18 protein-coding genes, 1 CRISPR repeat array and 1 riboswitch are annotated in these 24,529 nt (G+C 44.2%); of the genes, 17 read left to right on the forward strand and 1 reads right to left on the reverse strand.

Features of this window, described 5'->3' with window-relative positions:
• Positions 1 to 318: 318 nt before the first annotated feature.
• Complete coding sequence (locus tag CHX35_RS09965; RefSeq protein ID WP_091837100.1) at positions 319 to 999, reverse strand: DUF4396 domain-containing protein; 681 nt, start codon at positions 997 to 999, stop codon at positions 319 to 321.
• A 368-nt stretch (positions 1,000 to 1,367) separates the two neighbouring features.
• Between CHX35_RS09965 and CHX35_RS17875 the strand changes: the two genes are divergently transcribed.
• The 17 genes from CHX35_RS17875 (at position 1,368) to purQ (ending at position 24,521) form a co-directional block, all read left to right on the forward strand.
• Positions 1,368 to 4,046, forward strand: a complete 2,679-nt coding sequence (locus CHX35_RS17875) for an OmpL47-type beta-barrel domain-containing protein (RefSeq protein WP_245838762.1) — start codon at positions 1,368 to 1,370, stop codon at positions 4,044 to 4,046.
• Between the two features lie 530 nt (positions 4,047 to 4,576).
• Positions 4,577 to 5,638: a helix-turn-helix transcriptional regulator gene (locus CHX35_RS09980; protein WP_091837103.1), complete on the forward strand. Its 1,062-nt coding sequence runs from the start codon at positions 4,577 to 4,579 to the stop codon at positions 5,636 to 5,638.
• 150 nt (positions 5,639 to 5,788) lie between these two features.
• Positions 5,789 to 8,809, forward strand: coding sequence for a type I-D CRISPR-associated protein Cas10d/Csc3 (gene cas10d, locus CHX35_RS09985; protein ID WP_091837104.1), 3,021 nt, complete (start codon positions 5,789 to 5,791; stop codon positions 8,807 to 8,809).
• Between the two features lie 35 nt (positions 8,810 to 8,844).
• Positions 8,845 to 9,825 carry a type I-D CRISPR-associated protein Cas7/Csc2 gene (gene cas7d / locus CHX35_RS09990; protein WP_176392014.1) on the forward strand — a complete coding sequence of 327 codons (981 nt, stop codon included), beginning with the start codon at positions 8,845 to 8,847 and terminating at the stop codon, positions 9,823 to 9,825.
• Positions 9,771 to 10,502, forward strand: coding sequence for a type I-D CRISPR-associated protein Cas5/Csc1 (cas5d, locus tag CHX35_RS09995; RefSeq protein ID WP_091837420.1), 732 nt, complete (start codon positions 9,771 to 9,773; stop codon positions 10,500 to 10,502). Before cas7d ends, cas5d begins: the two co-directional genes overlap by 55 nt.
• On the forward strand, positions 10,499 to 12,601 hold the full coding sequence (cas3, locus tag CHX35_RS10000) for a type I-D CRISPR-associated helicase Cas3' (protein ID WP_091837108.1): 2,103 nt from the start codon (positions 10,499 to 10,501) through the stop codon (positions 12,599 to 12,601). Before cas5d ends, cas3 begins: the two co-directional genes overlap by 4 nt.
• A gap of 2 nt (positions 12,602 to 12,603) precedes the next feature.
• Positions 12,604 to 13,212 carry a CRISPR-associated protein Cas4 gene (cas4, locus tag CHX35_RS10005; RefSeq protein ID WP_091837109.1) on the forward strand — a complete coding sequence of 203 codons (609 nt, stop codon included), beginning with the start codon at positions 12,604 to 12,606 and terminating at the stop codon, positions 13,210 to 13,212.
• Positions 13,194 to 14,186 (forward strand): CRISPR-associated endonuclease Cas1, encoded by a 993-nt coding sequence (cas1, locus tag CHX35_RS10010; protein ID WP_091837111.1) that lies wholly within the window; start codon positions 13,194 to 13,196, stop codon positions 14,184 to 14,186. Before cas4 ends, cas1 begins: the two co-directional genes overlap by 19 nt.
• Positions 14,187 to 14,209: 23 nt before the next feature.
• Positions 14,210 to 14,476, forward strand: coding sequence for a CRISPR-associated endonuclease Cas2 (gene cas2, locus CHX35_RS18160; RefSeq protein ID WP_425435346.1), 267 nt, complete (start codon positions 14,210 to 14,212; stop codon positions 14,474 to 14,476).
• A gap of 84 nt (positions 14,477 to 14,560) precedes the next feature.
• A complete protein-coding gene (cas6, locus tag CHX35_RS10020; RefSeq protein WP_176392015.1) occupies positions 14,561 to 15,337 on the forward strand; it encodes a CRISPR system precrRNA processing endoribonuclease RAMP protein Cas6 in 777 nt (258 codons plus the stop codon).
• A gap of 4 nt (positions 15,338 to 15,341) precedes the next feature.
• Complete coding sequence (locus CHX35_RS10025) at positions 15,342 to 17,474, forward strand: UvrD-helicase domain-containing protein (protein WP_091837116.1); 2,133 nt, start codon at positions 15,342 to 15,344, stop codon at positions 17,472 to 17,474.
• Between the two features lie 209 nt (positions 17,475 to 17,683).
• Positions 17,684 to 19,122: a CRISPR direct-repeat array (repeat unit 37 nt; unit sequence GTAACAACCAAATGCACCTCAGTAAGAGGATTGAAAC).
• 530 nt (positions 19,123 to 19,652) lie between these two features.
• Positions 19,653 to 19,754, forward strand: a riboswitch (purine riboswitch).
• A gap of 76 nt (positions 19,755 to 19,830) precedes the next feature.
• Complete coding sequence (gene purE / locus CHX35_RS10035; RefSeq protein ID WP_091837120.1) at positions 19,831 to 20,325, forward strand: 5-(carboxyamino)imidazole ribonucleotide mutase; 495 nt, start codon at positions 19,831 to 19,833, stop codon at positions 20,323 to 20,325.
• Positions 20,322 to 21,485 (forward strand): 5-(carboxyamino)imidazole ribonucleotide synthase, encoded by a 1,164-nt coding sequence (gene purK / locus CHX35_RS10040; protein WP_091837121.1) that lies wholly within the window; start codon positions 20,322 to 20,324, stop codon positions 21,483 to 21,485. The genes purE and purK overlap by 4 nt, the downstream gene beginning before the upstream one ends.
• Positions 21,486 to 21,509: 24 nt before the next feature.
• A complete protein-coding gene (gene purB / locus CHX35_RS10045) occupies positions 21,510 to 22,811 on the forward strand; it encodes an adenylosuccinate lyase (RefSeq protein WP_091837123.1) in 1,302 nt (433 codons plus the stop codon).
• A 63-nt stretch (positions 22,812 to 22,874) separates the two neighbouring features.
• Entirely contained in the window at positions 22,875 to 23,594 is a 720-nt protein-coding gene (gene purC, locus CHX35_RS10050; protein WP_091837126.1) for a phosphoribosylaminoimidazolesuccinocarboxamide synthase, read from the forward strand.
• Positions 23,587 to 23,835 carry a phosphoribosylformylglycinamidine synthase subunit PurS gene (gene purS / locus CHX35_RS10055; RefSeq protein WP_091837128.1) on the forward strand — a complete coding sequence of 83 codons (249 nt, stop codon included), beginning with the start codon at positions 23,587 to 23,589 and terminating at the stop codon, positions 23,833 to 23,835. Before purC ends, purS begins: the two co-directional genes overlap by 8 nt.
• 2 nt (positions 23,836 to 23,837) lie before the next feature.
• Entirely contained in the window at positions 23,838 to 24,521 is a 684-nt protein-coding gene (gene purQ / locus CHX35_RS10060) for a phosphoribosylformylglycinamidine synthase subunit PurQ (RefSeq protein WP_091837130.1), read from the forward strand.
• Positions 24,522 to 24,529: the final 8 nt, after the last annotated feature.

The raw sequence follows: 24,529 nt of genomic DNA on the forward strand, positions 1-24,529 counted from the left end.
CTGCGCCGATGGTACTTGGGGCGCGAGCCCCTGGGAGAGTAGGGCGTTGCCGGGCAACACACGAAGCACTCACATTGCGTGAGTGCTTCTTTCGTTTGATTGTATATCTGGATTTGTTAATCAATATCGTCAGCTATCTCGGGGTTGCCCCTTGGTTGTTGAACATAATACAGTAAGGTCTTCATGATCGCCATGATCGGCAAATAACCGAGTAACATCCATTCCATTATGGTTTTAGTCGTCATGGTTTCCTCCAAAAAGAGATTGCCCCTCGATTATCGTGGGGGTATTACATGAAATGCGGTATGATTTGATTGGTTACATTTGATGCTTGATTCCCTTTTGTACAACCCACCAATTGGCTGGATAACTGGTTATAAAACCAACTATCAAAGCAATTTGCATCATAAACCAAAACGTAGGGGTGGTTGGCTCAGGCGGATGTGTGAAGAAGACAAAATGGACCAACGCCATCCATGTAAACATGCCGACTTCATAGGCGACAAGAGAAAATGTATCCGCTTTGATCGCATGATAGAGTCGCTCTTTCAAAGTCGTTCCAGTGACCATGGGGAGTTGAAAAGAAAGTCCAAATAGATAAGCTAAGGTGAATTCGACAGCATAGTCAGCGAATAGTCGGGATCCTATGATCGTCAATCCGAAGCCTACAACAATAGGGACTCCGATCAAATCACCTACAGCACACCCTGCTGCACAATGAGTCGTTGAAGTGAATACGGACTGCCAGAACGGCTTTTTATTGTGCTCATGATGATCATGCGAATGTGAATGGCTAGGGGAGTGATTATGTACATGCTGTTCGCTTCGTCCCATTTTCCAATAGGCCCAGAGCCCAATCGGCCCTAGATATAATCCAGTAATGGGCCATACAATATTCATGATGCCATGAGTTGATCGTAAGCGATAAATATCCACCCCAATAATTACAGCAGATAGCCCGCCTAAAAGAAGTGCCACTGTCGAGATGTTCGATAACACGATACATAAACCCTCCTTGTAGGGTGCTCTTCCCGGCGTCAAGTAAGATGAAACTTTTCTAAGAGAATGAAGATGGGGTTTTACTAGCATCGGGTACAACCAAAGAAATAAGAAATTAATTACTAATTTTATTAGATAATGGAATCAGAGGATGGAATTAACGCGGTGGATGCAATGGCCAGTTAAATGCGACAGAATCAACGGTTTATTCAATTTATACGATTTCATCTGGATGAATTATCAATTATTAAATGTAAAAATTATATTAAGAAATGGACTTGCCCCCTTCCAAACATGGTATATTTAATTTTGATGTCCAACACATCTCTCAGGGGGCTAAGTACATGCGACGTGTAGTTACATGGTTCATGATTGTTGCCTTATTATTTACTTTTGTACCGATTGCAAACCATGTTTTTGCAGAAGGACCGAATGACCCAGCACCAGAAATTAAAGCGAAAGTTGTCAATGGGAATGCGGGTAAAAAGATCCTGTTTGACAACACCCATGGTCAAACATCGGGTGCTGCAGACTGGGTGATCGACGGAGGGTTTTCGGACTTTGCCAATGGATTGGCGGATGACGGGTTTTATGTCAAGGAATTGCGCAAGAATTCCGAACTAACTTACGACGATCTAAAATCCTATGATGCTTTTGTTATTGGGGAAGCTAATGTCCCTTATAAAGTATCAGAACAAGACGCGATGCTTCAGTATGTGAAGAATGGCGGAAGTATTTTCTTCATTGGTGATCATTATAATGCAGATCGTAACAAAAACCGTTGGGATGCAAGTGAAGTATTTAACGGTTATCGTAGAGGCGCCTTCACCGACCCTACTAAGGGAATGAGTGAAGAAGAAAAAAGCTCCGCTGCGATGAAAGGGGTTTCAGGATCTGATTGGTTAAAAGATAACTTTGGCGTACGCTTCCGTTACAATGCGCTCGGGGATATCAATGCGGATCAGGTTGTTTCTTCCGACCAAACATTTGGTATTACGGAAGGTGTTAAGAGTGTTGCCATGCATGCAGGTTCTACCTTAGCCATTACGGATCCGGAAAAGGCAAAGGGGCTTGTCTACTTACCAGAGACGGATGCTGCATGGCCTTATGCAGTTGATCAGGGTGTATATGCAGGTGGAGGCGTAGATGAAGGTCCTTTCGCAGCCATTGCAAAAGTTGGAAAAGGAAAAGCGGCTTTCATCGGTGACTCCTCTCCAGTAGAGGATGCAACTCCAAAATATCTACGAGAAGAGACCGGTGCTAAGAAAACCACTTATGATGGTTTTAAAGAAGTGAGCGATGGAAAATTTCTTGTTAATCTGGTCAATTGGCTTGCAAAGCAAGAAGACTATACACGGTTGAGTGATGTTGATCAATTAGAATTGGATAAACCAACACCACTGTTGGATATTGAAAATCCAGCCACATCGACTGAACCACAAGCAGAGCCATGGGCTCCGCCAAGTGAGGGTTACCAGTGGTGGAATGCGAGCACCTTTAAACCAGGTTCATATGGTTCTAGCAAAGAAGCGCCTGTGACTGCGACGTATGATATGGTCCGTCAGGATGTCCTACCAAATAAGAAAGAATTTAAAATCCGAGTGGTTGGCGATAAGATGGCAGCCAACTCCACGGTAACCGGATTCCAATTGGGGATTTACCAATCTGGTGGTCAACAAGTTGCTAAAGTGCAAAACGAAGATGGTACATGGCCTTCCAGCTATGGTTATAGTGAGAAGTTCTCACTCACAGCCAATGATAAAGGGCATGCTGCAAAAGAATTGTCCATCTCCATCAATCCTGATGTTAAAGGCGATGCGAGCTTGCGTCTTCGCCTCAATGGAAGCAACCTGAAAACCGAAACCGTCTCCATCGACGATGTTGAAGTAAAACCGCTTCCTGAAGATGGACCCAGTGTTCCTGATAAAATCTCCATTGCAGATGCTCGGGAGAAAAAAGCAGACGATATCGTAACGGTTGAAGGAACCGTCACTTCCAAGCCTGGAATATTTGGTGGACAAGCCTTTTACTTACAGGATGATACCGCGGGTATCTATATCTACCAATCCGAAGCTGGATTTGACCTTGGTGATCAAGTAAAGGTTAGTGGTAAGCTCACCACCTATAACAACGAAAAAGAACTGACGGATATTGTGCAGATTAAAAAAACAGGCACAAAAGATCTGCCAGAACCCAAAGTAGTACAAGCGATTACCGAAGGAAATCAAGGTCAGTTGGTTCGCCTTGAGGGGGTAACGGTTCAAGGGATTGAAAAGAAAGGCAGCTCCTTTGAATTTAATGCGGTAGCTGGAGAGAATACAACACGGGTGCGTGTAGATGGTCGTACGGGTTACACCGTGGATGATTTTTCAAAGGATTACCCAGAAGGAAGCAAAATTCAATTAGTTGGGGTTGCATCCATCTTTAAGGATCAATTTCAATTAAAACCTCGTTCCTCAATGGACTTTGCAAAAGCCAATGTAGATAAAGTAGCACCGGTAACGGAAAGTAAGTTGGAAGGGACGAAGTTATCTCGTGGCGAGTTCCTCGAACAAGCCACATTCGCTTTAGAAGCTTCCGATGATCAAAGTGGTGTCGAAAAGATTGAATATCGCCTGGGTAGTGAAGGTTCATGGACAACCTATGAAAAGCCTTTGACTCTCGATCAAGCAAAAACCTACACCGTAGAATATCGGGCGATTGATCAGGCAGGGAATACCGAAGAAAGTAAGCAAACAACCATCAAGGTCATTGCAGGTACGTTGACTCAATTGAAACAATCCATTCAGGCAAGTGACATTAGGTTCTCCTCTACCAAGAAGCTATTGCTGCAACAAATGAACATTGTTAATGGTTCGTTAAAGAAAGCAGAAAAGGCAGAGGACCGTGGTCATGAAATACTCGCGGATGTGTATCGTTTTACGGGTAAAACGCAACTAGGCATCTTTCAATTGACCGTAAAGGGGCTCCCCTCCTTTCTCATCAGTGATGGGGACAAGAGTGATCTTGTGAAAATTGCAAAGGTCGTAGAAGGAACGCTTCAGTAACGATTAGACAGTCTATAAATATCCCCAGGGTTCTCCTTAACCCTGGGGATATTTGTGTATGGATGGCACAAGTTTAATAGGATAGGCACCCCTGTACATCTGTCAGCAACTATAGCGTATGGAAGGGGGGAGAAATGTGACTGAGGTCGAGGTATTGGGTATTCCCCATATGGAGGAGGGGTTGTGATGAAGCTTGAATTTAATTCTAAGGAGGAATTAACTCGATTCATTGCTAAGGAAGTCATCAACTCATCTGCAGCTATTGGGATTTTGGGGTGTTCACGTCAGAATTTTTTCGATGTAATTAGGCGAGGAAAGGATCCCTCGATTAAGAACAGAACCGATTGTTTTGGAAAGAAGACAGACTGATCCGAAAAGAGGAAGCGGATTGGTGGAAAGGAACTGGATAATAACAAGAGTTTGGGATTGATCCTGTTGGTAGACGGAAGTTGCCTAGAATCCACCACCTTTTTAGCGTTAGCGTAGGTGGGATCCAATGGATTCATCCATGACAGAAGGGTGTGTTCTCTATGCCGAATCCTCAAATAACACAAACGAAGTATCGCGAGCGTCTATTGAAAATCATTGCCCAATTGTTAAATGATTCGGGCCCTTATTCAATCCATGAAACAGCAAGCCAGTTTAAAGTGAGTACCCGAAAAATTCGCTCAGATATTGATTACTTAATTGAAAAGTTAAATGATGTTAACGGTAAAGAGTATATTATTAAACATCACGGTTCCTTTGAGGGGAACTTTTCACGGGCGGTTGCTGATTTGAATCCGGAAGTTCGACTTTATTTGTTTATGGCGTTAAAACAAATGCAACCGATGCTAGTCGGAGGAGAGGACGGAGAGCGCGCCTATCAAGATTTATTGAAATTTACATACTCTGTCTTGTCTGAAGAGGATGCAAAGCGATTGAAAGATTGGGAGAACTACTATTATATTAATCAGTTTGGATTACCAAAGAAAAGCGCCCATATGTATCGGACGCTGTCAGAGATATTTGATGCAATTCGATACAGGCAAATTCTATTTTTTTATAAAGGGAGTGATAAGCGATACATGGACCCCTTTAGTGTCTTACAGGCAAAGGGTGGGTTTTATTTATTGGGTCAGTTTCTATCATACCCAAGGGAGAAGGTGAAGGTGGAGGAAATAAATCCACAACATATCCGCCTCGATCGAATTCGAGATTTACAAAGATACCAAAACATTTTTTCAAAGTTGGATCGTAGTCATCGTGAAATTTCGGATTTTAAATTGAATCAATCAAAAACCTACTTTAAATGCATGCTTGAGGCAGAATCTTACGGAGAGAAAGAAACCTATACTATCGATATATGGGATGAAAAGGTATACCAGCGGATTGATGAAAAACGGTGGCATCCAGATCAGGTTGTTTACCCCATTGAAGATGGGAGTTCCAAAGCGATTGGTCGAATCATTATCCGTAACGTTGCCAGTTGGCAGGAACTTAGAAAATGGATACTAGGATGGGGAAGTGCCGTTGAACTGATATCACCCAAGGATAAGCGGTTAGAAATACGGGAGAAAATTAAAGAAATGAGCCGTCGTTATCAAAAATAAAACAAAAAAACCAACTGTAAAAAAATAAAATACAGTTGGTTTTTTTGTTAATCGGAATATCGGAATTGTTAGGAGTTCCAAATTGAATTTTATAACGATTGATCTATTTTAAAATATGAGATAGCCTATCAATAGGGAGGTGAGGAAATATTGTCCATCATTACATTTGTAGATGACTTACTGATTAACTTCGAAGAGCTTACCCACAATGGACAGCGCTTAGCGGATATGGAAGCAAAGGCATATAACTTCCACTTGGGACGAAAAAAAGAATCGAACGGGCTTAAAGTGGAGTTTCTCTCAATCGAACAGAAGAAGAAGCTCACGCGAAATCTACTGGATCAATCGATGAGGGAGCATATCCGTTCAGGGATTCATGCATGCTTGGCGATGATTCACTACCTCGAAGAGTATGAGATCGGTTTTACAGAAGAGGAACAAAAACTTTGTATGATCGCGTATGTTCTTCATGATATGCACAAATTAACCGCAACTAAGGCGATGAATTCGAGCGAGTATCACATCAAGTTAGAGGAGATCACTTTGTTGAGCACGCGGCTTTGCGAGCGATTGGGAGTAGAGCCGCCTCCAGCAGAGTTTATACGGGTAGCAGCTGTATCGAGTTACTCTAACAAACGTGGGGATTATAGTGCATTATCTGGGGAGTATCGCTGGTCATATCTCGCTGATTGGGTACATCTGATGGATCAGATCGCCTCGATTACAGGGGTTGCTGAGTTTCAAAACTCCACCACGTTAAATGGATTGAAGAAAAAATTGCAGCTGGTTCTGCCACCTCGACTGGCTGAATCCATGAGGCTAGAGTATCACGCACTACAAGAAGTCCGAGGAGTGATTACATCCCAGCTTCATAATGGACTAGCCCTATTTATGAAACAGCATGGTTTTTTTCCTTGGTTACGTTTCGGTGATGGAACACTCTATTTCTCCTTAAGACCGCATGAGCTTCCTCAGAAGGAAGTTCTTATCGAAGATCTAGTGAAGGTGTTTTTTCAGTCCGTGGGTGATAGTGCGGATAATGTGGATATGGAGAGGCTCTTGGATCGCTCTACGTTTCGTTCCCAAACGCTTGCATTTATGTTGTATCAAAAAGCAGAGGATTTTGCGAGGCTGTTTCATGCAATTTTTTTAAAACCCTCTGCGAAAAGCAAAGTGTTCCCAGCGGATAAGTTTAACGAAAAGGGACTTGCATTGTATGGATGTGAAGATTTAGATGGGCTATACACCAGATTGGGTGTAGATGCTTTGCTAGAAGAAGATATCAGGGAGAAATGGTCATATACAGCCCGTTACTTGGCAGCTTTGCAGCGGTTAGTTCAGCGTACTCTTGGTCAAAAGTCGAGTGATGCTTTACTATCGATTGCGGACTATGTAGGGGTGGAAGCGGAAGATATCTTAGAGCGAGTGCCAGAAACTCTTCAAACAAACTCAAGGCGATACGATGAAGCCATTTGGTTATCCTACCGTTACTTGATGATCGCCCGTGTGAATGGGAAATCTGTGGCCCAGGTACCGGCAGAGGATTGGCGTGAAGAGGTAAGAAATATGGCCGCAAGATTCCTCGAGGGGAAAGTAACACCTGAGATTGCGCTATCCATTGTTGATCAGGAGCTCAAGATCGCTCAAGATCTATCCCTCTACTTTCAAGAACAACTGACTCTTTCTTGGGAGAGACAAAGAATCCTGAACGAATTGAGCGAAAAAGAGTGGCAGAAGGCGAAGACACGTAGCCAAAAAAGTATTTGCAACATTTGCAATCGAGCGATCTCTCCTGGTGTTGAAAAGAAGGTCAAGGGCTCGATTATTCAAGACGAGGTGAATGTATTTAGTAATCGATTATTACCTAAGAAAAATAATGTTTCAGCTTTACACTGGTGCGGGATCTGTTCTTTTGAGTATATATTGCGGCAGGTATATGGTTTAGTAGCTCCAGGGGATAAGAAAAACTCCCGTCGTCTTTACCTTTTTGCAGTCCCAGCCCATCAATTTTCTGATGAGGTCATGGCGGAGATGAAGCATGATCTTGGGCACATGTTCGGTTCCATCCATGTGCATCACCGTGGACGATTGAAACATGCTTGGCAGGAGCCGTATGTCTCTGCTGAAGAAAGTAAGATGCGTGCTCATATCCGAGAACACTTTGAGCTTCATAGTGAATATTTTCAAACCGAGTTAGCGGAACGGGAACGTCTCCCTAGTACAGGGGAACTTCTTCGAACAAGTCCACTAGGAAATGTGATCACGTTTTTCTTTGATTGTTACAGTCATTCCATCGAACGAACACGGGATGAAGCGTGGATGAAGGGGATGACCGTAGCGCTATCGTTGCACAAACTGTATGGATTCCGGATGTTAGTTACTGAAAAGCCCTTTCTCACCCTATCCGATATAAGAGAACTTCGCTATGCTATTCAATTGGACTCTCCTCCCTTCAAAGTCGGGCAATTACTCCCCGCCATGGTGGACCGTATGACAACGGATTTTGTCATTCCCATCGATTACGTGGATGATATGTTGCACAAACTTGCTTATGTATGGGAAGTGAACCAAGCGGTGCACCCCTATGATTACTTAAAACCAACGGATAAACATGTTTCTTCGATATTACAGCAGTTAGAGGTCCATCCGATAGCAGGCTCCTATTACTTTAAAAGACTGATGAGTGACGGAGCATCTGTTTCGGAAAGTGTCCTTCGGTCATGCAAAGCGTTAGATAAGATTTATGGAGGTGTAGAAATGGAACTAGCCAAGAAAATTGCGATGGCATCGGTTACGTTGTTTGAGCCCTCTTCTAGGATAAGTGGTCGTGCTCATCGATACGAAAATCTGTTTCGTTTGGTCGTAAAAGGAATAAAAGAGGCCAGTACGCTCAGTGAATTAAAAGGGATGGTGATGAAGCGGTTAGAACGATTGGTGGGACAAAATGCTGGGAGAGTCAAATTACCTGTAGATCCAGAGGATGTAAAGCATTTTGTCGAGCTAGTCTATGAAGGGTTTTACCAAGATCGTTGTGGTGGGAACTTGGCCAAGCTTAATCAGAAACAGAATCGATTGGCAGATGGTATATTCTTTGAAACGCACCTTCTAGTAAGGAAAAATCAGACTGATGAAGAGCCTCCAACCGAAAAAGAACAACTACAAGAGGTTTGATTATAACTTCAACAAAAATAAGGGAGATGATTCGTATGAAAACGCTTACGATGACTTGGCAGGATTCCGTGGCAAAAGAAATGTTGGACCAGCATTTAGTAAAAGAGATACCGCTTTCACCACAACGAAATTACGCGAGTATGATCGTTTTGCGCGAGTGCCATTCGACAGCGGTGCTTACGACAGAGGGGACTGTACTTGATGTAGAGCTTGTCCGTAGTGGCGAAGAGCAGGAGGATCTGATCTCTCGTGTCGTCCTACAAAAAAGAAAGCAAGTAGCACCTGAACGGCGTACAGGGCGCGCATTTAATCGACAATTGGAGGTGGGTGAAAAATGCGACTACATGAATGAAATGTGTGGAAAATGTCCAGATTGCTTGATTTATGGTTTTGCGGCAAGTAAAGGGGAAGGGGCACAACGGGCCCGTGTTATGACTGACTCGGGCTTTGCCATCCGCTCTTATGATGGGATGCAGCGTTCTATTACGCTGAATGCAATAAAAGATACCTCCGCAGGGGGTGTCGCAGGTAGTGCCTTTGCGGAGCGAGAACATATTCGTCCCCAGGTTTTCTTTCCAACTGTGGAATCGACGGTGGATGTGACTTCAGCTGAGTTTATGTATATCCTGCGCAACATTCTGACCACGACACGATATGGAGCTGAGAGCAACCGACAGGGGTATGTGAAAAACCATCTGGTTGCGGTTCTTTTCGGAAGTGGTGAACTTCTGTCCAATCTATCCTTGACCCAAAAAGTTTACGATCGGCTGTATGCAAAGACAGGGGATAAGATCCATGAGTTCCCACTCAGTCTTTCTGAAGTAACAGAGGCGACCCATTCAGCGATGAATGATGCGTTAGAAGAATCGTATTTACCCTTCGATCGACTAGTGGGTGAGGATCTCAATAAGTTCTTGGGAAATGTACGGGATCTATGGAAGAGTGAGGAGGGGAATCAACTATGGCAAGAACAGCTAAAAAGCGATCAACAGGAATATATCAGCAATCGGAAATGACCCAGGCTTATCACCTCCGTATCGAAATGGAGGATTATCTGTTCTTTGCTAGCATGGAAAAGGGGAAAGTCGCTGAGACTGCCCCCTTGATCCATAACTATTCATTAGCATATGCGCTAGGTTGGTGTGAGTCCCCGTATTATTTTGAGAAACAAACCCCTCGGTACCAAGAGCACCTTCAACCATTAAATGAAGCAGGAAAATATATTTATCCTGCTATTCCGCTGGATTATTCTCACCGCTTAATGCAATACAACACCACACCGGAACCCTTTCAAATGACTCGAGAACAAAGCATGGGTTTCCCTAACTGGGGGTTTATCAAATGTATCCGCCCAGGTTCTGTTTTTGAAACCTATGTCCTATCGAGTGATGTACTCTCACTCCCTGGCCGGATTCGTCTTGGTAAATGGATGAGCCAAGCAAAGCTAGTTGTAAGCCCATGCGAAATAAAAAAAGGAGAAGCAAGTTCATCTCCTCATCTCATTAATGTAAAAGATATTGATCGGATTCCTTCGTTTTTTTCCTCTATGTACAATATCATGCCAACACGTTTAGTAAGTGAATCAGAGTGGGGAGAAGCAGTACCTGGATATCAAGTAAGACCCGCGTTCTTTACAAAGAACGATCAGGCAGTATTTCTACCGGAGGCATCATTTGGGAGAAGTGGGGCATGACAATTCATTTGAAAGAAGCTACGGCCTATACCTATGATGTTCCGTTTTTAAAAGAAATTCAGCCCTATGCCCATCAAGTCGTGCAATCTCAGATGATCAAGGAAGCAGTCACAAGTAATAAGCCAACGATTATCTGGAATCAAGCGATGACGGGGGCAGGAAAGACCTTGGCTAACTATAGTCTACTGACACATATGCCAAAAATACGTGCTCTTGGGATGTATCCTGTCAATGAATTGATTAAGGATCAGTATCAATCAGTGAAGGATAGTGTGGAGCTAGGGAAATGGGATGAAGTGGCGATTTGGACGGCTGAGGAGATGAGAGGGGAGAGGAAGCCTGGAGAGAGTAAGGTCGATCAGATTAGACGGATGACATCTAGCTTTTATCGAAGTATTTTTACCAATCCTGATCATCTGATGTTGATCTCGCAAGAGCGCTTCTTCTCTTATAAGAAGGGGGATGTACCTGAACTACTCTACCGCCTAGCAGATTATCACCTCCAAATCTTTGATGAGTTTCATCTTTACGACATTGCCCAGGTTAATTTTTTGGCTCAGTGGATGGCATTGATTACGTCGCTTTTTCCTAGCCGCGGGTACGCCTTTGTACTCTCTTCAGCGACTCCCCGTGTCGAATTTTTTCAATTGGCTAAGCGGATGGGCATCCAGATACGAAATGTACAGGAGGAAGTGGATCGGTGGTTAGAGGAAGAGCGTCCAAGAGTTTATGAGGAGCGGGTTTATCTAGAACCGCTTTCCCTCGACCTTTGTTCGACTAATTTACATCGCTGGAATACAAGTGAACGTATTTTGGAACAGTGGGAGGAGCAGGTGGAGTACCTGCGAAAATGGCCAACTGCGAAGGGGATCATTATCTTAGATTCGATTCATGAGGCACAAATGTTGGCTCATACTCTACGACAAAAAGGGTATGACGTAGGGGAAGTTCATGGCTTATCCGATCGCACAAATAGTCGTATAGCTCTGGCGAAGCCGATCACTGTAGCGACAGCAACAATCGAAGTGGGTGTCGATTTCAAGGGGGATATCCATAAGGATTTCCTTATCTTCGAGTCGCGAAATGCAGGGAGTTTCATGCAACGTTTGGGACGAGTCGGGCGTGGAAGTCGCCGTTTGCCAGAGCCCCCTATTAAGGTATGGGCACATGTACCTTCCCATGTGAAGGAATGTATCGACATGGATGAATGGAGTGAAATGACACGACAGGATTTAAAGAGGGTCGTTATGGACTCCTATCAGCGCTACCAAGACTTCTATCCTTTCTTAGAAAAGGTAGGGGGAATGAACCTGGTTCATGGCTACTACCTTGCAAAGCGTCATCAACTAGAAACAGCAAATAACCCTATCTTAGAGAGTCTGAAAACGATTGTGGAGAAGATGTATGGTCTCGGTTTTGAAGAGCAGAATCGTCAGTATCAAACATGGAAGAAACTACGAATGATCGAGCCGATTCTCAGCTTTCGTGGTCAGAATTCCTTAGAAAACCAAGTGCTTCATCCTGACCAAGAAGAGAGATTGGATACGTTTTATCCAGATATCTGGTTCTGGGATGAGACGGAACCCAAGATGCCTATAAAGAAATACGATTTTCGCCATGTGTTAAGCCGAAAACGTGTTCGATTTGAGCCGAAGGAAGTTTTTTTAGCTAAAGCAAAAGGATTCATTTCAGCGGAGGAATGGTCGGATTGGAAGAAAAAGTTTGAAAACGACCGGGTGTTAGGATATGCCACCGTAATGGGTATCCGAGATAAACCAGCCAAACTTTATTGGAAGTTGCCCCCAAATGCCCACCTTTATACTGAGAAGGTGGTGCGTATGAAGAGGTTGCAGCTCCTATCCGATGATCCAGGACTGAATGAACAGCTGAGTGATCTATTTTCAAATCCAGCTAGTACCTCTTGGATCGTTACCATTCTGAAAATCTCTACTGGCGAGGCTAACGATAGACTGAAACTACCACCGATGTTCCGCCTTCACACTGCCCAGACTGTACAAAAAGCGGATTGGTGCATCGCTTTTAATGTAGATGCTTTTAAACTTTGGAGTGTGTGGAGTCAGGAAAGCGTGGTGTACTAACCATGGAATCGACTCAGGTGATGGTAGAGGCCCATGCGATCAATACGTATGCCTATTGCCCGCGGAGATGCTATTACGAATATGTGGAAAAGGTGTTCTATCATAATGTGTATACCATACATGGTAAGCTCCTCCATGATCATGTTGATCAGCCTGGCTATGAACAAAGAGGGGAGCGCGAGCTTACGCGCTCTCTTATTTTTAGGTCGAGTCGGTTAGGACTTGTGGTGAAGTGTGACATCGTAGAAGAAGCGGGTGGAGAGATCTATCCTGTAGAGTATAAGCGCGGTAGCATGTCCGATTGGGAAAATAATTATTTACAACTCTGTGCTCAAGCGATGGCTATGGAAGATAAACTAGGTACAACGATCTCCTATGGGTTTATCTTTTTCTATGCTTCCCAGCGGCGTATTCGAGTGGATATCAATGAGAAATTGAGGGAATCAACTAATGAGGTTATCCGAACAATTCGTAATCTCTTCCAACAATCGACACCACCGGAGGGCATTGATGATTGGTCACGATGTAAGAATTGTAGTCTAGTACATTATTGCCTTCCCCAAGAACGAAAAAAACTGAAAGGAAAAATTCCATGGGAACGTTTTATTTAACTGAGCCTCATTGCTTTGTGCGTAAGAAATCAGAAAGGCTACGGATTTTTAAGAACCGGGAGTTAGTGAAAGAGGTGCGGGTACAGGATTTTTCCCGTTTTTTTATCCACAATGGATCCACGATAACCACAGATGCCTTGCATCTTTTAATGGAAAAAGGGATTGATGTCGTTTATTTTACAGGTAGCCAAGTGACGGGTCGCTTTGTTGGGACGGAGAATAAGAATGTGCGGTTGCGCATTGCTCAGGTAGAGACTCATTTATCGGAGGAGAAAAGCTTTGAGATTGCAAGGAACATGGTGCTTGCGAAGATTAAAAATACTAGAACAAGCCTTCTCCGTTTTTCCAGAAGGCGTGAAGTGAGTTTGGATGAGGCAGTTTTAAGTTTAAAACAGGGTATGGAGCAGTGTTTACGTGTTTCTACCTTGAATCAATTGCGAGGCATTGAAGGAAACGCAGCACGAAGCTATTTTCAAGTCTTCCCATCACTGATTTATAAAAGTGACCTCGTTTTTACAGGACGTAGCCGCCGACCGGCAACTGACCCGATTAACTCTCTACTAAATTACGGATACGCTTTACTTCGCTCGGAGATAACGGGAGCTTTGCAGGCGGTAGGTTTGGACCCCTATATTGGCTTTCTACATCGAGAACGGTATGGGCGTGAATCCTTGTCCCTCGATTTAATGGAGGAGTTTCGCTCAATCCTAGTAGACAATCTCGTAATTAAGATGGCGAACCAAGGGAGCCTACAACTAAAGGATTTTCACCAGGATCAGGGGGAACCTCGGCTGAAGGACCATGCACGTAGAGAGTTTCTCCAAGCATTTGACGCCCGCCGCCGAGATGAAATCTTTCATGAACTACTTAAGAAAAAGATGTCCTACCGTGAAGTGATTCAGCAGCAAGCAATTCTACTAGCTAAATATATAATCGGGGAGCTCGATGATTATTATCCTTTCTTGGCGAGGTAAGGGAGTGCTTTCATATCAAGAGAATTGTAAGTTATGATATCGAAAACGATCGCCGTAGATCAAAGGTCTTCAAACTACTAAAAGATCACGGCCAGTGGATCCAATACTCTCTATTCGAAGTCAACTGTGATGATACTGAGTGGATTCAATTGGAATTTCAATTGCGTGATTTGATCGATTCATTGGATTCTCTATGTATTTATGTAATATGTAGTTCATGTAATAAGAAAACTTTTTATACAGGTGAGTTACGATATCGACTAGAGGAAGATAAGAACAATATTCTTTGAATGTTGAAACCGTGTCGTGCACCTCATTGGGAGGATGTAAGCTAGACAAAAATAATGACTTGTATACTGAAAGGATTGATCTTATTGTATAGTCTCCGTTTGAATATCTCTTCTACTGATGTTCCAAAGGACCAGTGGGTGCTCTCTCGCAGATTTCATGCTTTTATCTTTCATAGCATTCAAAGGCAAGATCCACAGCTATCGGAGTGGTTACATAGCCGCAAGGAACGTCAACTTTTTGGAACCTATCTCTCTTTTAAAACAGGTGACTTCTTTGTTCGTACCCCAATAAAAGAGATTGTACAGTGTTTACAACAATCTTTACTTTCCCAGATGTCCATTGATTTAAAATCTTGGAGTACGCGGATTCAAAGGATGACATGCGAGAGGATTACATCGGAGGAGTTGTTGTCGAAGGTTTCTTCTAAAATCACCTTTGATTTTTTGACACCAACGACTTTTTATCAATGGGGTAATTATTTTCCCATGCCAGATCTTCAGCGTTTGTTTTCTAGTGGGTTAAAATCTTTTCAACTAACAGATAATCAAGGGATTGGCTGGCAAGAAATTGAGCCTTTAATCAAGGAACTACGTGTGGAGAATCTCTCTGTATCGACTGAGCGAGTCGATTTTGGGTCTTTCAAAGTTATTGGATTTCGAGGGACGCTTGCATTTACCACCAAATTTTTATCACTGGAGGATCAGAGGCGACTTTGGCTTCTTGCTTCATATGGTTCAATGATTGGCTTTGGTTATAAAACCGCATGGGGACTAGGTCAGACAAAGCTTCGTGAACTTTCCACAATAAGAGACGACCAAACATTGGATACCAATAAAAAAGCTTTTACAAAGGGAGGATGATTGTGTGTTAAAAGTAGCAATGCATGAATCATTTTTGAAATCATTTAACAAGCTACCTTCATCAGAGCGCAAGAGAACGGAAGATATGATTCGAAAACTACGCAATAACCCTCAGAATACGGGATTAAATGTTGAAAAATATAAGGAAGCAATGGATTCGCGCGTATGCTCAATCCGCACAAGCCATTCATATCGGGCGATTGGATTATTACCGGATCAAGGGAAAACTCTACTCCTTCTATGGGTGGATCATCATGATGAGGCATATCGTTGGGCACGCAAAAAAAGATTTTCGATGAACCCTCAGTCGGATGCAATTAGTATCTGGTCAACTACAGAAGAGCAGATTGGTCAGCCTGATATATCCCAAGATGAAAAACTATACACATTGTTTTCGCGATATACTGATCGAGAACTTTTGGATATCGGTGTTTCCGATGATCTCTTGGATAAAGTAAAAAGTTTGCAGTCCATTGAAGATTTACTGAGAACGAAGGAGTTGTTGTCAGAAGCAAGTTTTGCTGGTCTGCAATTTCTTACAGAAGGAGATTCTTATGATGATGTCTACCAGTTTGTACAGGAATATAGAGTCGATGAATTAGCATTCATTCAACGAAAAGAGCAACAAGTAGAAAATTTCGAACAATCAATCCGAAAAGCTGATAAAGAGATTGTGCTCGTGACATCGGATGAGCATTTACAAGCGATATTAGATCAACCATTGGAAAAGTGGCGGATTTTTCTACATCCCGATCAGCAGGATATTGTGGATAATCATTATGCTGGACCCGTTCGGGTATTGGGAGGGGCTGGGACAGGAAAGACGGTAGTTGCTTTACATCGAGCATGTAAGTTAGTACGTAACTTGTTAATGCAAGATGAAAAGATTCTTATCACTGCATTTAATCTTTCATTGACGGATACCCTTCGTAAGACGATGCAAGGTTTGTGTACGGTTGAGGAGATGAAGCAAGTGGATATCATCTCTATTGACCGACTAGCACGTCAAATAGTAGATAAACATCTGCCTGGTGTGGTGAAAAATGTCGCGATTGATCGTAAGAAGTTTGAGTATATTTGGTTGGAAGCTCTATCGAGTGTGGGTTGGGATAGAAGATCCCTTTCTTTTGTGCAGGATGAGTATGATCAAATGATTCAATACCACGGTATTGAAATATGGGAAGAGTATCAGCATAAGGCTAGAAAGGGCCGAGGTTCTCGGATTTCCTCGTCCGATAGGAAGAAGGTGTGGCAGATTGTAGAGAATTATCGTAGAGAGATGAGGAAAATTGGGTGGATGGAATATATTGATGTATTAAGGTTAGCGCGCAAGTGGTTAGAGGCGCATCCAAATGTAGAAATTTACCGTAGTGTCATTGTGGATGAGGTACAAGATTTTCATCCAGAAGCGTTAAAATTACTGCGTGCATTAGTACCGAATCAGGATAACGATATGTTATTGGCAGGGGATTCACACCAACGGATATATGCTCGCCACACGACTTTTAGAGAATGTGGAATCGACATCCGGGGACAACGATCGAAGCGCCTAAGTCTCAATTATCGAACGACTGAGGAGATTCGTTCACATGCAGTGCAAATACTTGGAGATCATCATTACGATGATCTGGATGGAGGGGAGGATAAAGGAAGAAAGCAAGAACGTTCTATTCTCAGAGGCATAGCACCCAATCGTGTTCATTTTTCCTGTGCTGAGGGAGAATTTTGTTACGTGGTGGAGCAAATCTCCCAATTACTCGAACAAAGAGTATCTTTAGAAGAAGTAGCCATCTTGGCACGAACGAATGGGCTTGCTGAACAGATTAGTCATAAGTTAACTGAGGCTGGGATCTTCGCATGGATGATGACAAATCAGGTAACCGAGGGTAAAGGAATCATGTGCACAACGATGCACCGCAGTAAGGGATTAGAGTTTCGGGTGGTTTTTTTAATTGCCGTTAATGAAAATATACTCCCACCTATCTCGGTTCAACGGATGGCTTCAGATGAAAAATCGAGGGAAGAGATCGATAGATTAGAACGCTCACTACTCTACGTAGCTGCCACCCGGGCTCGAGATTGTGTGCATGTTACATCCTATGGAACAAGTAGTATGTTGTGGCCAGTAAAGAATTAGAAGCTGGGACGACTTGTGTTTGCGAAGACCCCCAGCGTCGGATTAGACCCAAGGGGTGTTCGCAATCGGTGTATGCCATACGGGATAAGGGATGGCGCCATTAGCAGACTTCCCTTACAGAGAAAGGAGGATGGAAAAATGGAGTTTTTGAAGAGGTGTTCGCAAAATGGTGAAGAATAGTAAGTGTATAGAGGGATGGAGCTCACGCCGTAACAACCAAATGCACCTCAGTAAGAGGATTGAAACAACATTTTAAGTTCTCCATGTAAACAAAACCTGTGCCCGTAACAACCAAATGCACCTCAGTAAGAGGATTGAAACTTCGGTAGGCTTCAGTCAAACACAGTTAACCAAAAAAGTAACAACCAAATGCACCTCAGTAAGAGGATTGAAACCTTTCGGAAGAATGCGGTGTTTCAGCTCACCGCGGTAACAACCAAATGCACCTCAGTAAGAGGATTGAAACTCGTATTCAAGATGTTGTTTTCCTTCATAAGTGCCACGAGTAACAACCAAATGCACCTCAGTAAGAGGATTGAAACTCCAGGGCAACTAGCCTTGTCAATACAATACGTTTTGTAACAACCAAATGCACCTCAGTAAGAGGATTGAAACGATTTCTCACGCTTTTTCCTGGCCGCTAGTTCTTGTAAGTAACAACCAAATGCACCTCAGTAAGAGGATTGAAACTATGTCGTCTTTGCGACCAAGGAAGTGCAGAGCAGGTAACAACCAAATGCACCTCAGTAAGAGGATTGAAACCAGAATATGGCGAATTGGTATTTGATACGGTAATTAGTAACAACCAAATGCACCTCAGTAAGAGGATTGAAACCTACTTGGATCATCTCTTGTTTCTCTAACCACGATAAAGTAACAACCAAATGCACCTCAGTAAGAGGATTGAAACTCTCTGACATCTTGCAATTACGAGTAGGGGATATGGTGTAACAACCAAATGCACCTCAGTAAGAGGATTGAAACCCATTGTGAAGTTTCTTGATGATTCTTCTACGCAATGGGTAACAACCAAATGCACCTCAGTAAGAGGATTGAAACGATCGCACAGCAAGGAATGCCGATGGGACCGCGGCGTAACAACCAAATGCACCTCAGTAAGAGGATTGAAACTGCTTTACGGTTCAAAGGAAGGCGCCACCCTTTTTTTGGTAACAACCAAATGCACCTCAGTAAGAGGATTGAAACGGGGACGTTGACGGGGTATCTATCGTGTCCCAGCGTGTAACAACCAAATGCACCTCAGTAAGAGGATTGAAACTTGTTGTTGAACTGGGTGGAAGAACAAAAGCAACGCGGTAACAACCAAATGCACCTCAGTAAGAGGATTGAAACTAATAACTACAAAAAGGCTTGCGCGGTATCCCTTTCTGGTAACAACCAAATGCACCTCAGTAAGAGGATTGAAACGTTTGACAATTTTGTCCTTACGCTGTCTGCAAATTGTAACAACCAAATGCACCTCAGTAAGAGGATTGAAACGGATTGTCCTTTCTTTCGGATCGATAATTCTATCGGCGAGTAACAACCAAATGCACCTCAGTAAGAAGATTGAAATGCTTTCAATTAGAAGTAGAAAACCCGCCGAAGAATGTAACAACCAAATGCACCTCAGTAAGAGGATTGTAACGTCTTGGGTGGATCAAACAGTTATTATTCCGTTCGTCCCCCTGGGGTATTGAACTTCATTGGGTTCCTGATGTTGCTTTTTCTTTGTGTGGAATTAAAGGAAACAACGGAATCGGCGATGCCATATGGGTAGGATGTATGAATTAGCAAAGGGCAAATTGATTTGACTAGCGGGCTAATCCCATGCCAAAGAAGAAATTTGGAAAGCCATAAGGGAGTACCTCACATACGTTTTGATGAGGGGGAGCTGGGGGCCCAGTTCTCTACTCTACTTACCCTTAAACGCTTACCACATCTAATTCTCCGCTTGGTCAATGGCAAAGTTCTTTTTGCCCCTTACATGCCTGTTTGTTTCAATAACGGGTTAATCAACATGCCTGAACTTTTGACTATATGGAGTTGGATGGCGATGATGATAACCAGATGGCAAAAAACGAACGAAATTACAAATGGTAAAATCATCGTTCGTTTTTTCGTTGACGGGTGGAGGTGGTGCTGTTAAACTGGGGGTACATAAGGCAAAAGTACCATCTATCATAAGAAATGAGTTCTCATATATGCTCGGGAATATGGCCTGAGCGTTTCTACCCGGATACCGTAAATTTCCGGACTATGGGAAAATCGATCAGCACGGGGAAATGAAACAGCCCGGGCGGCAGATTTCCCATATCCTGCTGCCTGGGTTATTTTTGTCGAGGGAGATGAGAGAATGGAACAACCGTGGGTGAGCGTCATCATGGGTAGTACGTCAGATTGGCCCACGATGCAACGGACTTGTGAAGTTTTATCGGAGCTAGCGATTCCATATGAAAAAAAAGTAGTATCCGCTCATCGCACACCCGATGAAATGTTTCGTTTTGCAGAGACCGCGGAGGAACGCGGAGTAAAAGTTGTCATAGCGGGAGCTGGTGGAGCTGCTCATTTACCGGGAATGGTTGCATCAAAAACCGTTTTGCCGGTTATTGGTGTGCCCATTCAATCAGCGACCTTGAATGGTATGGATTCACTGTTATCAATCGTTCAAATGCCGGGCGGGGTGCCTGTCGCTACTGTATCGATTGGTAAAGCTGGGGCCGTGAATGCAGGCCTCTTGGCAGCAGAAATGCTAGGGATTCAGTATGCTGAAGTGAGGGATCGTCTCCACCAACGTAGGGAATCGATTCGACAACGTGTCATAGAGAATGGGGAGTTAAGTGAACGATGAGTCTTGGGCTAAAAAGTAGCACAGAAAAAGGCAGTCGTCGTTATATCGCACCGGGTAGTACCGTAGGCATTTTAGGTGGCGGTCAATTGGGGCGCATGATGATTCTTGAGGGGAAAAAAATGGGACTCCGTTTTATCACCTGCGATCCTGCAACCGATTGCCCTGGCTCCCAAGTCGCTGATGAACATCGCGTAGCCTCCTTTAGTGATCAACAAATGGCAAGAGACTTGGCAAGCGTCTGCGATGTCATCACCTACGAGTTTGAAAATGTGGACGGTTCAATCGCTCGATTACTGGAAGAGAAGGCGTGGCTCCCTCAAGGAGCGTCGCTATTGGAAACCACTCGTCATCGGTTGCGGGAGAAACAGGCATTGGTGAATGCAGGCATTCCTGTAGCGCCGTATCGTGGTGTCACTCAGGCAGGGGAGTTGGCTATAGCCATCGAAGAAATCGGACTGCCTTGTGTCTTGAAAACCGTGACAGGTGGTTATGATGGGAAAGGGCAACAACTGATTCGCTATCAAGAGGATATCCCTCGGGCAGCCGCTAACATCCGAGTGGGGGAAACCTGTATCGTTGAAGGGTTCATCCCCTTCATCAAGGAGTTATCCGTGGTGGTTGCACGAGGGCAGGATGGGGAAATATGCTGTTTTCCTCCCGTTGAAAACATCCACAAGAATCACATTCTTCATATGACGTTAGCTCCAGCTCCGGTAGCGGAGGAGATTAACCAAGCTGCGGAGCATCTAGCAAGGAGAGTCGCTGAAGAGTTAGGTGTGGTGGGGATTCTTGCAGTGGAGATGTTTTTGCAGGAGGATGGTACGTTACTCGTTAATGAGTTAGCTCCGCGTCCACATAATTCCGGTCACTTTACACTGGATGCCTGCAATGTTTCTCAGTTTGAACAACATCTTCGGGCGATTTGTGGCTGGCCGTTAATGACACCGCATCTATTAACTCCGGCGGTGATGATCAATGTACTGGGACAAGATACCGAAAAACTGATGAAGCAATTGCCTAAGCTGTCACCCGAAGTAAAAGTGCACTGGTACGGTAAGAAAGAAAGCCGAACCAATCGTAAAATGGGTCATCTTACGGCACTGGGTGCCACAATCGAGGAAGCACAACAATACTTTACGGACGATAACTTGCTGTTTTAAGTCATCAGGAGAGGTGGATGTAACGTGATTCAACGGTACACGCGACCGGAAATGGGCGCGATTTGGACAGAGGAAAATCGATATCGTGCCTGGTTAGAAGTGGAGATCCTCGCATGTGAAGCATGGGCAGAACTCGAGGTGATTCCTCGAGAAGACGTACAGGCCATTCGTAAGAATGCACAAATTCATGTTGATCGCATTCTGGAGATTGAAGCAGAGACGCGTCATGATGTGGTTGCTTTTACCCGGGCCGTGGCAGAAACGTTGGGTCCTGAATCCAAATGGGTTCACTATGGGTTAACCTCTACGGATGTGGTAGATACCGCTCTTTCCTATCTAATCAAACAGGCAAACGACATTTTATTACAAGATGTCGATCGCTTCCTCGATGTCTTAAAGGCGAAGGCCTTGGAGCATAAAGATACCGTCATGATGGGACGTACCCACGGTGTTCATGCAGAACCCACCACCTTTGGGTTAAAAATGGGGCTATGGTATACAGAGATGAAACGCAATCGCGACCGCTTAGTGCAAGCCATGGAAACCGTCGCAGTCGGAAAATTATCGGGGGCAGTGGGTACCTATGCCAACATCGATCCCTTTGTCGAGGAGTATGTTTGTCGGAACCTTGGGCTTTTGCCTGCTCCCATCTCTACTCAAACCTTACAACGGGATCGCCATGCGGAGTATTTGTCGACATTAGCCCTGATTGCTACATCATTAGAGAAGTTTGCTGTTGAAATTCGTGGGTTACAAAAAAGTGAAACAAGGGAAGTGGAAGAAGCCTTTGCCAAAGGGCAGAAAGGTTCTTCTGCCATGCCTCATAAGCGAAATCCCATCGGTTCAGAAAACATTACGGGGCTAGCTCGTGTGATTCGAGGTCATATGGTGACAGCATACGAAAATGTTCCGCTGTGGCACGAACGGGATATTTCCCATTCTTCTGCGGAGCGTGTCATACTTCCTGACGCCACGATTCTTCTCGATTACATGTTAAACCGCTTTTCGACCATTGTTGCGAACCTCACCGTTTTTCCTGAGAATATGAAACGAAACATGACACGTACCTTTGGCTTAATCTATTCTCAACGGGTGCTACTGTCGCTAATTAATAAGGGGTTAAAGCGCGAAGAAGCATACGACCGTGTACAAAAGCTTGCGATGAAAGCTTGGGAGGAAGGGATTCAATTTCGCCAATTGGTAGAGTCAGATGACCAGATCCCGACGATTCTCAATGAGGAAGAAATTGCGGATTGCTTTGATTACCAATATCACTTACAACGAGTGGATGAGCTGTTTCACCGACTTGGGTTGACAGAGGCTTAACAATCAGGCAAGTGCACGATGTTGGTTCAACCAAAAGAAATTACTGGGAAGGGGAAAACCAGCATGAAGCGGGGGGAGCTCCTCTACGAGGGGAAAGCAAAGAAGGTTTATCTCACAGATGATCCAGATCAGGTGTGGGTGGCTTACAAGGATGATGCCACGGCTTATAACGCTCAAAAGCGAGGGAGCATTCAAGATAAGGGGCAATGGAACAATCGCATTAGTGCCCGTCTCTTTCAGTATTTAGGGGAAAAAGGGATTTCTCATCATTTTATAAAAGAGCTCTCCGCCACCGAGCAGTTGGTCAAGCGAGTCTCAATCATTCCACTGGAAGTGATTGTGCGAAATATTGCAGCGGGTTCCTTGGCCAAACGTTTGGGAATGGACGAAGGGGTGCGTTTTTCAAAGCCGGTGTTGGAGTTTTGTTATAAGAACGATCAACTGGGAGATCCCTTGATTAATGACGATCATATTGCCACCTTGGGATTAGCCAGCAATGTTCAATTGGCTCAGATGAAGGAAGTGTCCCTGTTGGTGAATCGATTTCTCAGTGAGAAGATGGGTCAATGCGGGATTACCCTGGTGGATTTTAAATTAGAGTTTGGACTTGATGGGGAAGGAAAGCTCGTGTTGGCGGATGAAATCTCTCCGGACACTTGTCGCTTTTGGGATAAAGAAAGTGGGAAACGACTCGATAAAGATCGTTTTCGTCGCGATCTAGGAGATGTAGAAGAAGCTTATCATGAAATTTGGAGCCGTCTAGGAGGAGAAGCCCATGTATAAAGCGACGATCACTGTTCGTCTGAAACCGAGTGTGCTTGACCCCCAAGGGAGTGCTGTAAAAGGGTCCCTTCATTCCCTTGGCTTTGCTGCTGTGACCGATGTCCGGATTGGGAAGACCATGGAAGTCTGGATCAGTGCAACGGAATCAGCCGAGGCAGAACAAAAAGTAGACGAGATGTGCCAGAAACTGCTCGCCAACCCTGTCATCGAAACCTATGATTACGAGTTAGAGGGGGCGTAATCATGCGTTTTGCGGTGCTGGTTTTTCCAGGGTCCAACTGTGATATTGACTGTGAAAAGGCGATTCAGAAAGTACTAGGTGAGCCGATTGACTTTGTATGGCATACCCAGCGCAATTTGGATGATTATGATGCCATCATCGTTCCTGGTGGGTTCTCGTATGGCGATTATCTTCGTGCGGGAGCATTGGCTCGCTTCTCTCCAGTGATGGAGGGCGTAGTCAAGGCAGCAACTGAAGGGAAATTGGTGCTTGGGATCTGCAATGGCTTTCAAATCCTCCAGGAGGCGGGGTTGTTGCCCGGTGCGATGCGGATGAATGATCATCTTAAGTTCCGCTGTGACATTCAGCCTCTCACCGTGGTAAATAACTCCCTACCCTTTACCCAGGATTATCAGATGAATGAAACGATCCGGTTACCCATTGCCCATGGTCAGGGGAATTTTTACTGTGATGAAGCTACCCACTATGAGCTCACGCAAAAAGGACAGATTGTATTCCGTTATCAAGGGGATAATCCCAATGGTTCAGTGGATGACATTGCCGGTGTGTGCAATCAGGCAGGGAATGTTCTCGGATTGATGCCCCATCCTGAACGGGCAATTGTTGAATGGATGGGGAGTCAAGATGGAGGCAAGATGTTTACCTCGATGCTTCGTTACTGGGAGGAGAAAATCGGTGCAGCCTAATCAGAAGA

It is taken from the genome of Marininema halotolerans (assembly GCF_900116235.1).
GTDB lineage: Bacteria > Bacillota > Bacilli > Thermoactinomycetales > DSM-45169 > Marininema > Marininema halotolerans.